This is a genomic window from Frigoribacterium sp. CFBP 8759, assembly GCF_014841655.1.
Taxonomy (GTDB): Bacteria; Actinomycetota; Actinomycetes; order Actinomycetales; family Microbacteriaceae; genus Frigoribacterium.
The window spans coordinates 17,994-32,433 of record NZ_JACYUH010000006.1 but is presented as its reverse complement, the minus strand read 5'-3'; the positions used below and the strand labels follow the sequence as shown (position 1 = coordinate 32,433).

The following is a 14,440-nucleotide window of genomic DNA, read 5'->3' as shown; positions in this document are numbered from 1 at the left end:
CCCTCCCCCCAGACCCTCCACGAAAGGCACCACCATGGCTGACCAGCTGCGCATCGTCGTCGGATCGGACGACGCCGGGTACGACTACAAAGAGGTCCTCAAGAAGGACCTCGAGGCGAACGACGGCGTGGCGAGCGTCGCCGACGTCGGGGTCGCCGCCGACGGCCACACCGCCTACCCGCACGTCGCCGTCGAGGCGGCCCGCATGGTCGCCGACGGCCGCGCCGACCGCGCGATCCTGATCTGCGGCACCGGGCTCGGCGTCGCCATCGCGGCCAACAAGGTGCCCGGCATCCGGGCGGTGACCGCGCACGACACGTTCTCGGTCGAACGCGCCGTCCTCTCGAACGACGCCCAGGTGCTCTGCATGGGCCAGCGCGTGATCGGCGTCGAGCTCATGCGCCGCCTGGCGAAGGAGTTCCTCACCTACCGCTTCGACACCTCGAGCGCCTCGGCCGAGAAGGTCGCGGCCATCTGCGGCTACGACGGGTCGGGCGAGCCCGTCGGCATCGACGCGGCGTGAGCGATCCGGTGACCGCCCCCGTCCGGCCCTCCTCGGCCCGCTTCACGATCGGGGTGAGCCTCAAGATGTACTTCTCGCACGCGAGGACCCTCGCGTGGAGCACCGAGGTGGCCGAGATCGCGCGGCGCCACCCGGCCGTCCGGCGGGGCGTCGTCGACCTGTTCGTCGTGCCGACGTTCCCGTCGCTCGTCCCCGTGCAGGAGGCGCTGGCCGGCACCTCGGTCCGCCTCGGTGCCCAGGACCTCGCGACCGACGACTCGGGCGCCTTCACGGGTGAAGTCAGCGGCGCCGAGCTGGCCGAGATCGGCTGCACCCTCGCCGAGATCGGCCACGCCGAACGGCGGACGCTCTTCCACGAGGACGACGCGGTCGTCGCGGCCAAGACGGCGGCGGCGCTGCGCCACGGCATCACCCCGCTGCTCTGCGTGGGCGAGGCCGACGAGACGTCGCCCGCCCTCGCCGCGCTCGAGGTGACGCAGCAGATCGACCTCGCCCTCGCGGCGGCCGACGAGGCCGGCCTCCCGGGCGCCCTCGTCGTCGCGTACGAGCCGCTCTGGGCGATCGGCGCACCGGTGCCGGCGTCCGCGGGCCACATCACCGCGGTGGTCGCGGCCGTCGAGGACCACCTCGCCGGGCTGCCCGATCGCGCCGGCAGCCGGGTGATCTACGGCGGCAGCGCCGGTCCGGGGCTGCTGACCGGTCTGGGCGGCCAGGTCCGTGGGCTGTTCCTCGGTCGCTTCGCCCACGACGCCTCCGCGGTGGAGCGCATCCTCGACGAGGCGCTCGCGCTCGACGAGGCGCTCGCACTCGCGCTCGATGAGGCAGCCGCACTCCACGAGACGCCGGCCCCCGACGCCGCACGCCGGGACGGGGTGGCCTCGTGATCGGCCTCAGCACCTACGCGTACTTCTGGCGGGGCAGCGACCTCGTCCCGCAGCCGATGACGCTCGACGACATGCTGCGCGACACGGCCGCGCAGGGCGTCCGGCTGTTCCAGATCTGCGACCACGAGGCCCTGACCGGCTACACCGACGAGCGGCTCGCCGCGCTGCGCGACCTCGCCGACGAGCTCGGGCTGACGCTCGAACTCGGCACCCGGGGCACCAGGCCGACCGTCCTGCGGACGTGGCTGCGCCTCGCCGTCGCGTTGCGCGCCTCCTTGGTCCGCAGCATGTGGACGGCGGGCGACGACCGTCCCGACGCGGCCGAGACCGAGCGTCGGCTGCGCGAGGTGCTACCCGAGTACGAGGAGGCGGGGGTCACCCTCGCCCTCGAGACCTACGAGCAGGTCGGTTCGACCGAGCTCGTGGCCGTCGTGCGGGCGGTCGCCAGCCCGCGGCTCGGCATCGTGCTCGACCCGGCCAACACCGTCGCGAACCTGGAGCACCCGGCCGACGTGACCGCGCGCTGCCTACCGTTCGTCGCCAACTGGCACGTGAAGGACTTCGCCTTCTCGCGGAAGGACGGCTGGGTGGGTTTCGCCCTGACCAGCACGCCGCTCGGCGAGGGCCGGCTCGACTACGACGGCATCCGTGCCGCGCTCGACGCCCGCGACGGAGGCGCCACGCGCGTCAACCAGGTCGTCGAGCACTGGCTGCCCTGGCAGGGCGACCCCGAGACCACCACCCGGCTCGAAGCCGAGTGGACGACACGAACCATCTCTGAACTAAGGAGCAAGAACAATGACTGACACCCTCGACACGACCGCCCCCGAGAGCACCGTCACGTACGCCGACGGCCAGGGCTCGTCCGACGTCACCGTCGCCGTCATCGGCGCCGGCGGCAAGATGGGCCAGCGCGTCTCGAACAACCTCGCCAAGAGCGCGTACACGACCCTCTACAGCGAGGCGTCGCCCGCCGGCGTCGAGCTGATCGAGTCGCTCGGCCGCACGGTCACCGCGACCGACGTGGCCGTGGCGGACGCCGACGTGGTCATCCTGGCCGTGCCCGACGTCGTGCTCGGCAAGGTCTCCGAGCAGGTCGTCCCGGCGATGAAGACCGGCGCCGTCATCCTCACCCTCGACCCGGCCGCCGCCTACGCCGGCCTGCTCGCCGTGCGCGAGGACATCCACTACGCGGTGGCGCACCCCTGCCACCCCAGCGTGTTCCTCGAGCGCACCACGAAGGAGGAGTGGGCCGACACCTTCGGTGGCGTGGCCGCCCCGCAGGAGGTCGTCGCCGCGCTCGAGGGCGTGGCCGAGGACTCCCCCGTCCGTGAGCTCATGACGCAGGTCATCTCGACGATCTACGCACCCGTCATCGCCGTGCACTACGTGACGGTCAAGCAGCTGGCCGTGCTCGAGCCGACCCTGGTCGAGACGATGGCCTGCATGATCGGGGCGTTCCTCAAGGAGGCGCTCGAGGAGACCGTCGACGGAGTCGGGGTCCCCTACGAGGCCGCTCGCGCCATGCTCTACGGCCACACCTGGATCGCGCTGACGAACGGCCTGCGCGGCTCGAACCCGTTCAGCGACGCCTGCCACATCGCCATGGACTACGGCCGCGAGTCGATCGTCCGTGACGACTGGAAGAAGATCTTCGACGACAGCCAGCTCGACTCGGTCATCGCGCGCATGCTGAAGATCGACGCCGTCCGCCGCTAGGCCGCGACGACGGGAACGCAGGAGGCGCGGGTCGCGTGACCCGCGCCTCCTGCGTTCCCGCGTGGTGCGGTGGTCGCCCGGGCCGACCGCCGGGGCGACGCCCGTGTCAGGATCGGGTGACCTGCCGCGGCGAGCGGCGACGACGAGGGGATGCGCGGATGGCGGACATGGACGAGATCGTGCACGTGGTGTTGGTGGAGTGGGCCGAGGGGGCCCCGGCCGACGTGGCCGATCAGGCGACGCGGCTGTCGACCGAGCACCTGACCGGCATCGACGGCGTGCTGTCGGTGTCGAGTGGCGAGAGCGTCAGCCCCGAGCAGCTCGAGGCCGGCTTCGACTGGATGCTCGTGGTGCGCTTCCGTGACGCCGCGGCCCGCGACGGCTACCTGCCGCACCCCTCGCACCAGCCGGTCGCGAGCTACCTCGGCGACGCGTCCGCCCGGGTCGTCGTCTTCGACGTCGAGGCGTAACGCCTGGCGCGGGAGGCGCGGGCCGGCTGGCCGGCACCCGTGTCAGTACCGGGGTGCAGCCATCAGTGACTCGTGCAACCGGTTCGTCGCCGACACGGCCGACGTCTGCACTTTCCAGTAGAGGCCCCCGGGTGACGAGATCTCCCACTGGCCGTAGAGCATCACCGCCCGTTCCGGGTTGTCCCGATACCGCCGGTCCGGCCCGCCTTTGACGTTGACGTACTGCCACGTCCGGTCGACCTTCTGGGCGTCCGTCGGCACCGACGACAGGGCTTCGATGAAGCGGGTGCTCGTGGCTCCGCTCATGAGACCCCCGTAGGCGACGTCGGCGTAGTGACGCCCCTCCTTCACGAGGATGCGGTCCGGCAAGAAGTGCAGGCTCGTGTCGCCCGCCGTGATGGTCGGCACGACGATGTTGGTGGCCAGGTGCCGAGGCGCCTCGAACGTGACGGTCGCCGGGAGGCGACTCACCAGGTTCCCCGCCCCGGCGTTGGTCTTGTGTTGACGGGTGGTGACGACCTGGCCCGACTCCACGACCCGCCACACCTTCTGGGAGGCAGCAGCGACGTTCGCCGAGTCGAGCAACGAGTCGAACCATCGTTCATCCGGCCCCTCGACGTCGTAGAAGACGACGACCTTCCGCTTCGCCGCGTCGCGGAGCAGCAGCCAGACGAGCAGCACGACGGCGGCAGCGGAGAGCAGCAGGCCCCACGGAGCGATCACGATCCCCACGGCGAAGAGCACGACGAAGGCGGGCCACGTCCACGACCGATACCCGGCCGCGCCATTGAGCTGCTCGACGATGTCGCCGCGGTTCGTCGGCTCGAGCTCGTGGATGGTGGCCCCGGTGACGTCCTGCATCTCGACGTCATGTCCCGTGGCCAAGACGGAAGGAGGCGCGGCCCGCGTGGCACCGTGCGGCCGGGAACGCGTGGTCCGGTAAGTCAGACCAGCGGCATTGATCGAGACGTAGTTACCCCGCGGCCCGGTCCCTGCCCTGAACCCCGGCATACCGGCGCTGACGCCCACCCCGGATCTGCTGGCGGTGACGCGGAACGGGCCCGCCTTGACGGTCTTGCGAAGGTAGAACCCCACGACCTCAGGCCGCCAGGATCTCGAGGAAGGTCTGTTCGGTGACGATCTCGATGGCTTGACCGTTTGCAGCGAGCTCTCTGGCGCGCTCGATCTTGGAACTGAGGGTGGCCCCGGCCCGCAGGGTTGTCGGGTCGAAGCCTCCCATGACCACGAGGGTGACTTTCTTGGTGACGTTGCCGGCCACGGTCGCTCCGAACGAGGCGACGATCTCCTGCGCTTTGCTGCGTGTGTAGCTGTCGAGGTCACCGGAGAAACAGACCACCTCGCCGAACAGAGGATGACCGGGGTCGGCCTCCAGGCTGGGCTGCGGAAGCTCGGCCTTCTTGCTGTACGTGCGAATGCGTGTCGATCGCGCTTTGTCCTTGGTGGGGACCGACGCCCACAACTCCTCGATGCTGCTCGCACCCCGTTCTTCGGCCACGCGGAGGGTGATCAGGGCACAAGCCAGAGAGTCGGCACCGGCTTCGTGATGGTTGAAGTCAGGAAGGCCGAAATGCTCCACGACGAGAGGAAGGCGGTGGCTGGGCAACTGGCAGTGACGACGGACGATGGCCAGCGCGTCGAGGAACTGGAACCCACCGGGTACGACACCGGTGAGGTTGTTGGCGGCGTTGTAGACACCCTTGTCGAACGGGCTGTAAGCGACCAGCGGGACGTCCGCCGTCATGCGACCGATTCTGGCGAGCGTCTCTTCCCACGAGGGTGCGCCGTCGACGTGAGACGGGCCGATGCCGTGCAGGTACGTGTTCGTGAAGTCCAGCCCGGTCGGCGGGTCGACGAACCAGGAGTCGGTGTCGGCGACCACCCCGTCGACGACTTTCGTTAAGCCGACGGCACAAACGGACGCTCGATCGAAGTTCGCGGTCTCGAAGTCGATGGCGACAAAATTCAGGGGCACAGGCTGAGCCTAAGAGTAAATCTCACTTTGACGAGTGATCCGGCGTCGAGACGGCGTCGGGGTCGTGCCGGCGGGCGGGGTGCCGACACCGACGGAGGCGCTGGTCACGTGACCAGCGCCTCCTTGGCTCACTGCCCGGCGTCCGCACGCGGGCGATGTCGGTGGGTCAGGCGGCCCAGAGACCTCCGCCGCCCGCGGGCACGTTGGCGGAGGGGATGCCGAGGCCGTCGGTGATCTGCTTGAAGGCAGCATCGCTCGTCGGGCGGACCACGCCGCCCCAGAGCTTGACGTTGTTGTCGACCTCGGACGAAGTCTGCAGGTGCTTGATGAAGCGGGCACCGACCACGTAGGTGTTGCCGTCGGAGGGGCGTCGGAGAATGCGCATGGAGTCGTTCCTGTCGTCGAGGGGGATTTCGGAGGTCACGGGGGCGCCGGGGTTCGGTCGAGTGGCGTCCACGTACAAGGAAGGATCGACGAACTGGCCGCCGGACATGATCTCGAAGTGGAGGTGGGCACCCGTGGAGTCGCCGGTGCTGCCGACGCGACCGACCAAGGTGCCGGCGCTGACCGACTGCCCGACTGCCACCCTGATGCTGTCGTCCTGCATGTGGGCGTAGGCCGAGGTGTAGCCATCGGCGTGACTGATCTGAACCTGGTTGCCGTACCCACCGTTGCGGCCCGCGGCCACCACGGTGCCGGCGGCGACCGAATAGATGGCTGCTCCGGCTCCCGGCTGGAAGTCGATGCCATTGTGCATGCGTTGGGTGCCGTAGATCGGATGGGTCCGCATGCCGAACCCGTCACCTTCTTGGACAGCAGCCGTGAAGGGGTAGTACCAGGTCACGGCCGCGTGGGCGGGTGCGGCTCCGCCCAGCCCTCCCGCCTCGAGGGCGGCAAGGCCAACCGTCGCGGCACCGCCGAACACGAGCAGATTGCGCCTGCTCAGGTCGCCCGGACCGGGACGCGCCTTTGGTTCATGAGAATGCGTCATGCATCGAGCTTGGCGGCCGAGTGCTGTCGGCGCAGTCCACATTATTGAGGACTCATCATGTAATTGATGGTCAGCGTCGAGCAGGGCCCCCGACGGCGCTGACGGCATCGCTGATGGTGCTGCCCGGGTGGGCTTCGCGGTAGGCGCGGACCTCGGCGGGGTCGACGTCACGCTCGGGGCGCCTGGACGGGCGGCCGCGGATGCTTTTGCCGGCGAGGAACGCCGAGGCGAGGGCGGCCACGATCATCAGCATCCCGACGGTGCGGTCGGCCGTGAAGAAGACGACCAGGGCGATCGCCGTCAGGGCGAGCGGGGCGAGGGCGCGGAGCCAGTTCGTCATGAGAAGCACTGCTCCTTCATCTCGGTTCTGATCGTTCGGAAAACGCTAGGACGCTCGCGCCGGTCGATGCCAGTCGATTGACGTGATGCCCAGGAACACCGCTCCATTCGCGATCGCCCCACGTCGATCCGGCGGTAGGTTCACCTCATGAAGGTCCTGGCCGGCATCGTCACCGCGCTGCTCGTGGTGTCGGTGCTGCTGGTGCTCGCGGTGCGAGCCGACCCGGACGTGCCGCTCGTGCTGTCGGGGTCCGACGCGCGCCTCCCGTACTGCACCAGCTACGAGCCGGTGATCGTGGAGGACCTCACGACGGAGACCCTCCCGGCCTGCGCACCGCACGGGGTCGAGCTGCGCTTCCCCGACGGTTTCGTCATCGACCTGCCCGACGAGCCCGGCGCCGGCGGACGCCCCTCGCATCGCTACGACTACGGCTACGTCGACGTCGGGGCCTTCGGCATGTACGCGTCCCGGGCGGACCACACCTGCGAGCACGTCGAGCAGTGGGGCACCCCCGAGGCCATCCGCCGCGTCACCGAAGCCTTCGGCGACGACTACGCCTGCGTGCCCGACAACGACTGACCCCCTCCTTACTGGGGGTACCAGGCCGATTGTCGCGCCCTCGACCATCTCGATACTGTTCGGTATCCAGATGAACCACCGTGTGGAGGTGGTGCCGGGCTCACCCGTCGTCTCCGTCTGGCGCGCTCCCGAGGCGCTCGACCGTCGAGGACACCCCCGCCATGGCTTCATCCTTCCCTGCCCGCCTGCGCCCGCTCGGCACCCGTGCCCGCGCGGTCCTCCGCCCCCGCCTCCTGCTCCGGGCAGTCGTCCTCGCCCTGGTCGTCGTCACCGCGGCCGTCGTGCTCGAACTGCTCGCCCTGCTCGTCGTCGGTCTGATCACCGGCGACGTCACCCAGGCCTCGGGTTCGGTCCTGGTCACGACGTCGTTCGTGGTGCGGGCCGTCCAGTACGGCGTCGCCGCACTCACCGTCGTCACGGCCGTCCTGGCGGTCTCGTCGACGATCTCGCAGTCGACCGCCGGGGGTCGACGCACCCTCCGTCGGGGCCTGACGCACGCGCTCCGGTCGCTGCCGCGCCTCCTCGCGGTCGAGCTGCTGCTCGTGCTCGCCGTCCTGGTCGGGACGCTCGTCGCCCTGCCCCTCAGCCTGGGCGCCCTGATCACGGCGGGGGTGCTGCGACTGCGGTCCGCCCCGCGTCGGACGATCCGCCGCACGCTGCTCCTCGCGATCCCCTTCGCGCCGGTGCTCGTCGCGGTGGGCCTGACGATCACGGCCCTGCCGGCGTCCCTGTCGCACCCGGGCTCGCTGCGGTCGCTGCTGCGCCGGGCGGTCACCACGCTCCGGACCCGCACCGCAGCCGTGGTGGGTCTCGTCGTCGCGGTCGGTGCGGTGTCGACCGCCCTGACCGCCCTCGGGGAGGTGGTCCTCGCGGCCCCCACCACCACGACGGCGCAGACCTCACTCGGCACGCTCGCCCTCGTCGGCCTCGTCGCCCTGTTCCTCGTCGTCGTGGCCAGCTCCTTAGCCGTCCTGCTCCCCCTCGACGACGTTCGCGTCGACCGACGCGGCGGTCCCCGGGTCCCCGGGCACCTGACCGGCGTCCTGCGTCACCCGTGGACGAAGGCGAGCCCGATCGCCGTCGTCACGATCGTCGCCCTGATGGTGCCGTTCATGCCCGCCGTCAGCGCCTCCGCGGCCGAGGCCCCCGTCACCTCGTCGACCGGTCCGGCCGACCTGCCGACCACGGCTCCTGCCGTCACCCCGCAGCCGACGTCGGGACCCGCCGCCGCGGCGACGAGCCCCGCCGACACCGCGGCACCCGCCCCCGCACCCGCGCCTGCTGCCGCACCGACGGTCCCCACCCCGGCCGCGCCTCCTGCACCGGCCGCCGCGCCGGCACCGGCACCCGCGCCGGCCCCGTCGGTCGCCCGGGCCGCCCCGGCCCCGATCGCCACCACCGTCGACGTGCTGCAGCTGGGCGTGGCCACGCTCGGCGAGGACCAGGAGTTCGCGATCGACGTCGCGGCCGAGGGCACGACCGACGAACCCACCGGCACCGTCGAGGTCTTCCGCGACGACCACGACCCCGCGACCGAGGACGTGGAGGTCACGGACTTCGACCTGGCCGACTCGGCCTTCCCCTTCTTCCTCCCGACCAAGGAGCTCGGGAGCACCTCGGTCGACCTGCGCTTCGTGTACGTCCCGGCCGACGCGACCTACGCCGGCAGCGAGCAGACCGTCACCGCCGACTTCCAGCGCGCCCGTCTCGACTACGACTACCGGGCGGTCCACTCGCCGTCGGACTCGATCACGTTCGGTGACGAGCACACCGTGACCTTCTCGTTCACCAGCGACGCCGACGGCGACGGCTTCGTGCTCGAGATGATCGACCAGCGCTCCGGCCCCGTCGCGTCGACCCCGTTCTCGGTCGTCGACGGGAAGGCGACCGTCGTCGTCGACCTCACGGGCAAGCTCAAGGCCGGCCACCACGACTTCATCTTCGAGGTGCCCGACACCGACAGCCACTACGGCACCGGGTCCGAGTTCTCGGGCGTCGACGTCGCCCTCGCCGACACCGTCACCGACCTGACGCTGCAGACGCCCTCGCCCGTGGTCGGCGACGCCGTCGGACTCGTCGCCGACGTGCGCACCGCCGACGGCTCGAAGGTCACCGGAGGCGCGGTGACCTTCTCCCTCGACGGGCGCGTCGTCCGCAGCGTCGACGTCACGAACGGGCAGGCGTACCTGAGCTACACCGGGGCCACGGTCGCCGGGACGTACGACTGGCGGGCCGAGTACAGCGGCCTCGCGGGCTCGGCCCGCTCGTCGAAGGACTCCGACTCGCAGGTCGTCTCGAAGCGCTGGCCGCAACACCAGCCCTGGACCTGGTCGGGTGACCCCGCCGCCGGGACGGCCCACCTCGACTCCTCCTACGTGCCCGTCCGCGGTCTGCCCGCGCCGACCGGTGCGATCACGGTGACGAGCGAGGACCAGGTCGTCGGGCGCGGCACCGTCGCCGCCGACGGCACCGCCCACGTCCCGGTGGCCGTGCTCGAGGGCATCCACTCGTACCGGATCGAGTACGCCGGCGACCAGACCTGGCTCGGGGTGACCTACGTGGTCGCGCAGCCCACCGCTCCCGTCCTCGACCCGACGGTGACCCTCACGGCACCGACGACCGCCACCCTGGACTCGACCATCCGGCTCACCGCGACCATCGGCGGCGCCCCCGCCTACGCGGTGGACAGCCTCTCGGTCTACCGGGCCCTGCCCGGTGGCACGGCCGAGCTCGTCGACCGGGTCGACCTCGCCGGCGGCCTGACGGGCACCCTCGACGTCGTCGAGCGGCAGCCCGGCGCGTGGCGGTACACGGCCGTCGCACGCTTCGCCTCGGTGGTGGGCGTCGAGCCGATCACGTCCGCGCCGGCCGTCACGACCTGGTCGGCACCGCCCGCCCCGCAGCTCGCCCTGACCGTCGGCGACGGCCCCCACGTCGCCGGGGTCGCCGTCCCGGTGACCGTCACCGCGAGCGCCCTTCCCGGCGGAGGCTTCGGCATCCCGGCCGGGACCGAGGCCACGGTGGCCGTGGTCGCCGGTGACAGCCGGACCCGGCTCGGCACCGTGACGCTGTCCCCCGTGGGTACGGTCCTGTCCGGCACGCTCGACGTCACTCGCCCGTTCGGCGGACGGGTCGACCTGGTCGCGTCGGTCTCGTACGGCTCGCGCCCCTGGACCGCGTCGAGCACTCCGGTCACACTGACGACGGCGCCCGCCCCCGCGGCGCTCGAGATCGCCGCGACCGGTCGCATGCAGGTCGGCACCCGTGCGACCTTCGAGGTGCGCCTCCGTCCGGCCGACCGCTCGCTGACCCCGCTCATGCTCGCCCCGGCCACCGTCACCATCGGCGGCGTGGAGTCGACGCTGCTGCTCGAGCGGGCCACCTTCCCGGCCACGTCGCCCTACCTGACCGGACGCGTGACGACCGAGGTGCTCAGCGCCGCGGACCTCACCGCCAGTGTCTCGGTGGCCGGTGACGGCGTGCTCTACGGGCCCACCTCGGCCTCGACGACCGTCTCGGTGCTGAAGGCCCGCACGACCGTCCGGCTCGACCTGCCCGGCACGGTCTTCGCGAGCGGGCGACCGCTGACGGTGTCGCCGTCGGTGTCGAACGTCACCCCGGACGTCGCCCCGAACCCGTCGGGCACCATCACCGTCACGGCCTCGCCGTCCGGCCTCAGCTGCACCGTTCCGGCCGCGGGTGGCCTCTGCGCCCTGCCCGCCGAGACGATCGTCACGGGGCGCAACACGCTCGACATCCGATACTCGGGCGACGCGGACCACGAGGGCGCCGTCGACGGCGTGACCGTCACGGGTTCGGCCCGTCAGACGACGCTCGACTGGTCGAGCTCCCCCGACCTGTCGGCCGTCGTCTCGGGCACCCCCGTCACGTTCGGCTGGAAGGTGGGCACCGGCAGCTCGCTGGCGCCGAAGGGGTCGGTCGAGGTGCGCCTCGGCTCCGCGACCTGCTCGGCCGACGTGTCGGTGGGTCGCTGCACCCTGACCGTCCCGCTGCCCACCAGCTCGTCGCTGTCGACGAAGCTCGACGTGTCGGTGCGCTTCACCTCCGCGGACGACGCGCCCAGCGCCTCCGTGGTCTCGTCGGTCACGCCGAAGGACTGCATCGTGATCACGGCCTACCAGAGCACGGTGACGGGCGACCCGTCGACCGCCTGCCGACGGGGCGACCGTGCCGGGTTCGTCACGGGTGCGTCGGTGACGGCTCGTCACGAGCCCGTCGCCGCCCCCTATCGGTTCGCCGGGTGGTACCTCGACGGCCGGGGGGTCGCGACCAGCGACGAGTACCGCTTCACGGTGACGGCGTTCCAGTCCCTCTCGTTCACGACCCGGTACGCACCGGTCTGCCACACGCTCCAGGTCACGCCGCGGGGCGACATCGTGGCGAAGACCGACCCGGCCTTCGCCTACACCGAGCGGTACTACGCCAAGGGCACGGTCAAGGCCCTGACGAAACCCAACTGCACCGACCCCCGCACGCCGACCGCCGACGAGCTCGAGCAGCTCGCGAACGGCGAACCGCGCTACGCGGTGGGCACGGTCGTCGACCTGGCCATCACGCCCGTGACGACGGTCGGCCAGGCCCGCCGCAACGGCGGCACACCCTACGTCGTCGACACGGTCGACGGGGCGACGGCGGACGAGCTCGGTCGTGGCTTCTACACGACCACCGTCACCGGCGACCAGAAGGTCAGTGCCACGTTCAAGGCGGCCGAGTGCAGCGTCGTCGACATCCGTCCCGGCGACGGTGGCACGCAGGCGATCATCGCGTCGGAGCGCCCCGGCGAGAGCCGCTACCTGAAGCCCTACGACGGCACCTGCACGACGGGCGACGGCACGGCGGGCTACGTGCCCGGCTCGACGGTGACGGTCAGGGCGACGCCCGACGACGGCACCTACCTCCTCGACTGGCGCACGAGCGACTTCGGTCCGGTGAAGCGCACCGGCGAGGACCCGCTCGCCCTCACGACCCTTGGTGACGCCCCGGCCGGTGGACGGTCGGGTGCCGCGGGCACCGCGACGCGCACCTTCGTCGTGCCGACCCCCGCGGAGGCGCAGCTCGTCATCGGCGTGAACTACGGCGTCGTGCGCTGCGTCGCCGTCACGACGAGCACGGCGTTGCCGATCAGCGCCGACAAGACGGTGCCGGCCTACACGCCGACGACCTTCACCAACGTGGCCGACGGCGACTCGACCTCGATCGACGAGCTGCGTTGCGGCAGCCGTGGCCCGTCGGTGGACCGGGCGGTGACGAAGGGCTTCAAGTCCGTCGTCACCCAGACGGACTGGTTCATCGGGACAGCCATCGTCCGCGCCGAGCGGGCCGACAAGGTCGAGTACGGGTCGCTGCAGGTGAACCGCAACACGGACTACGTCGCACCGGCGACCACGGTCGCCGAGATCCGGTGGTCACTGGTCGACGGCCTCGAGGCCGTCGCCGACGCGGGGACCGACGGCTCGTCACGGGGCCCGGTCCTCTACATGGAGTTCGCCCCCGCAGACCGCGTGTCGATCGCCGCCGACTACTGGTCGGACACGTGCCGCCCGATCCAGTTCAGCTACCCGCAGGGTGGCACGACGCAGACGTCGTTCGACTACTCGGCCAAGTACTCGAGCCGGGTCGTCTGCCCGAACAACTCCGGGGTCTGGGGTGAGACGGTCGTCCTCCGGTCGACGACCCCGACGCCGTCCTCCGTCCGGGCGATCGCCTCGGTCGGCCGGCCGACGTCCGAGGACACGGTGCGGTGGCCCCAGGGAGTCCGGGCAGCCGACGGCCGCCTCTACACGATGCTGAGCCGCGACGGATCGGTCATCGGGACCCCGATGTCCGACGTCCGGATCGAGTACTGCGTCCCCCTGGCCGTCTACGTCCACGTCCAGAAGCCCGACGGGCGGTACGACAACGTGCTCCGCACGGGCAACCGCTTCGGTGACCTCTCCGACCTCGACGACGGTGGTTGGGCCGACATCATCGCGCACGACGGCGGCTGCCCGCCGTTGTGGGGTCGCCCCGGCAGCACCGTCACGATCGGGTTGACCGACTACGGCTCGCTCGGGTACGACCTGCCGGTGGGCCCGCAGACGGTGACGATCCCCACCGACGGCTCCTCCCCCGTGGTCGGCATCTTCCTGCGGACCAAGTGCGCGACGCTCTCGCTGGGCGCCCGGGTGGCGGCCGCCAACGGTCCGAACTGCGACAACGACCCGTCGAAGTACGTCCTCGGAACGGTGGTGCAGATGCAGGCCGACGTGCCGGCGGGTGGCCACCTGAACAGCTGGTCGGGCACCGACCAGACCGAGAACGAGACGTCCTGGGTCGTCATGACGGGCGACCGGTCGGTCACGGCCGACGTCCACACGCCGAGCGTCGGCGAGAAGATCGTGAACGGCCTGTCGAGCGTCGCCCAGCGGACGATCGCCCTGGGGGCCGTGGTGCTCACCGGCATCATGTTGATGGAGGCGACGCTGCTCAAGGTGCTCGGGACGGCGATGTCGCTCGTGTCGACGGGGCTGAAGGCCGTCGGCGTCTCGGGCAAGGGTCTCGACGAGTACGACCGGGTGACCGCGATCGTCACGGCGACCACCGGGATCCCGGCCATGTACGCCGACTGCATCTCGAGCTGGGCGCACGGGCCGAAGCTGACCGAGAGCAGCATCGCCGCGAAGTTCGGGACGAAGGGCGGGGCGGCCCTGGCGAACAAGGCCATCAACTTCGCCTACCCGAAGCTCAAGGCCGAGAAGAGCGTCGCCGGCAGTCAGGGCGTCCAGTGGGTGGTCGACTCGATCGACGCCTTCGGGTCGGGGTCGTACCTCAACGACGCCCGCGACCAGTGGTCGAGCATGGGCTCCACGCTCGGCACGTGCATGGTCGACGGCATGAAGAAGCAGGTGGACCCGATCATCAAGCGGTGACGTAGCGGGCGG

General features: G+C 71.1%; 11 protein-coding genes and 1 pseudogene. 7 read left to right on the top strand and 5 right to left on the bottom strand.

Features of this window, described 5'->3' with window-relative positions:
• Positions 1-34 precede the first annotated feature (34 nt).
• The 5 genes from IFT79_RS15475 to IFT79_RS15455 all read left to right on the top strand — a co-directional run bounded on the left by IFT79_RS15475 (position 35) and on the right by IFT79_RS15455 (position 3,596).
• Positions 35-523, top strand: coding sequence for a ribose-5-phosphate isomerase (locus tag IFT79_RS15475; protein ID WP_056260280.1), 489 nt, complete (start codon positions 35-37; stop codon positions 521-523).
• Positions 520-1,407 carry a triose-phosphate isomerase family protein gene (locus tag IFT79_RS15470; RefSeq protein ID WP_342211869.1) on the top strand — a complete coding sequence of 296 codons (888 nt, stop codon included), beginning with the start codon at positions 520-522 and terminating at the stop codon, positions 1,405-1,407. Before IFT79_RS15475 ends, IFT79_RS15470 begins: the two co-directional genes overlap by 4 nt.
• The gene (locus IFT79_RS15465) at positions 1,404-2,213 is read left to right on the top strand and encodes a sugar phosphate isomerase/epimerase family protein (protein ID WP_342211868.1); all 810 of its coding nucleotides are present in this window, start codon (positions 1,404-1,406) and stop codon (positions 2,211-2,213) included. Before IFT79_RS15470 ends, IFT79_RS15465 begins: the two co-directional genes overlap by 4 nt.
• Positions 2,206-3,126, top strand: a complete 921-nt coding sequence (locus tag IFT79_RS15460) for a phosphogluconate dehydrogenase C-terminal domain-containing protein (RefSeq protein WP_082060228.1) — start codon at positions 2,206-2,208, stop codon at positions 3,124-3,126. The genes IFT79_RS15465 and IFT79_RS15460 overlap by 8 nt, the downstream gene beginning before the upstream one ends.
• Before the next feature lie 158 nt (positions 3,127-3,284).
• A complete protein-coding gene (locus tag IFT79_RS15455) occupies positions 3,285-3,596 on the top strand; it encodes a Dabb family protein (RefSeq protein WP_159825557.1) in 312 nt (103 codons plus the stop codon).
• 42 nt (positions 3,597-3,638) lie between these two features.
• Here IFT79_RS15455 and IFT79_RS15450 read toward each other — a convergent pair whose 3' ends face one another.
• The 5 genes and pseudogenes from IFT79_RS15450 to IFT79_RS15435 all read right to left on the bottom strand — a co-directional run bounded on the left by IFT79_RS15450 (position 3,639) and on the right by IFT79_RS15435 (position 6,920).
• Entirely contained in the window at positions 3,639-4,457 is an 819-nt protein-coding gene (locus IFT79_RS15450; RefSeq protein ID WP_249408105.1) for a hypothetical protein, read from the bottom strand.
• Between the two features lie 87 nt (positions 4,458-4,544).
• Positions 4,545-4,691 (bottom strand): annotated as a pseudogene (locus tag IFT79_RS17095) (DUF4236 domain-containing protein); the annotation flags it as partial.
• 4 nt (positions 4,692-4,695) lie between these two features.
• A complete protein-coding gene (locus IFT79_RS15445) occupies positions 4,696-5,589 on the bottom strand; it encodes an exonuclease domain-containing protein (RefSeq protein WP_192125192.1) in 894 nt (297 codons plus the stop codon).
• 166 nt (positions 5,590-5,755) lie between these two features.
• Positions 5,756-6,580 carry a M23 family metallopeptidase gene (locus IFT79_RS15440; RefSeq protein ID WP_192125190.1) on the bottom strand — a complete coding sequence of 275 codons (825 nt, stop codon included), beginning with the start codon at positions 6,578-6,580 and terminating at the stop codon, positions 5,756-5,758.
• Between the two features lie 70 nt (positions 6,581-6,650).
• Positions 6,651-6,920: a hypothetical protein gene (locus IFT79_RS15435; RefSeq protein WP_192125188.1), complete on the bottom strand. Its 270-nt coding sequence runs from the start codon at positions 6,918-6,920 to the stop codon at positions 6,651-6,653.
• A 147-nt stretch (positions 6,921-7,067) separates the two neighbouring features.
• Between IFT79_RS15435 and IFT79_RS15430 the strand changes: the two genes are divergently transcribed.
• Both IFT79_RS15430 and IFT79_RS15425 read left to right on the top strand, forming a co-directional pair.
• Complete coding sequence (locus tag IFT79_RS15430; protein ID WP_192125186.1) at positions 7,068-7,499, top strand: hypothetical protein; 432 nt, start codon at positions 7,068-7,070, stop codon at positions 7,497-7,499.
• Between the two features lie 161 nt (positions 7,500-7,660).
• Positions 7,661-14,428, top strand: a complete 6,768-nt coding sequence (locus IFT79_RS15425; protein WP_192125184.1) for an InlB B-repeat-containing protein — start codon at positions 7,661-7,663, stop codon at positions 14,426-14,428.
• Positions 14,429-14,440 lie beyond the last annotated feature (12 nt).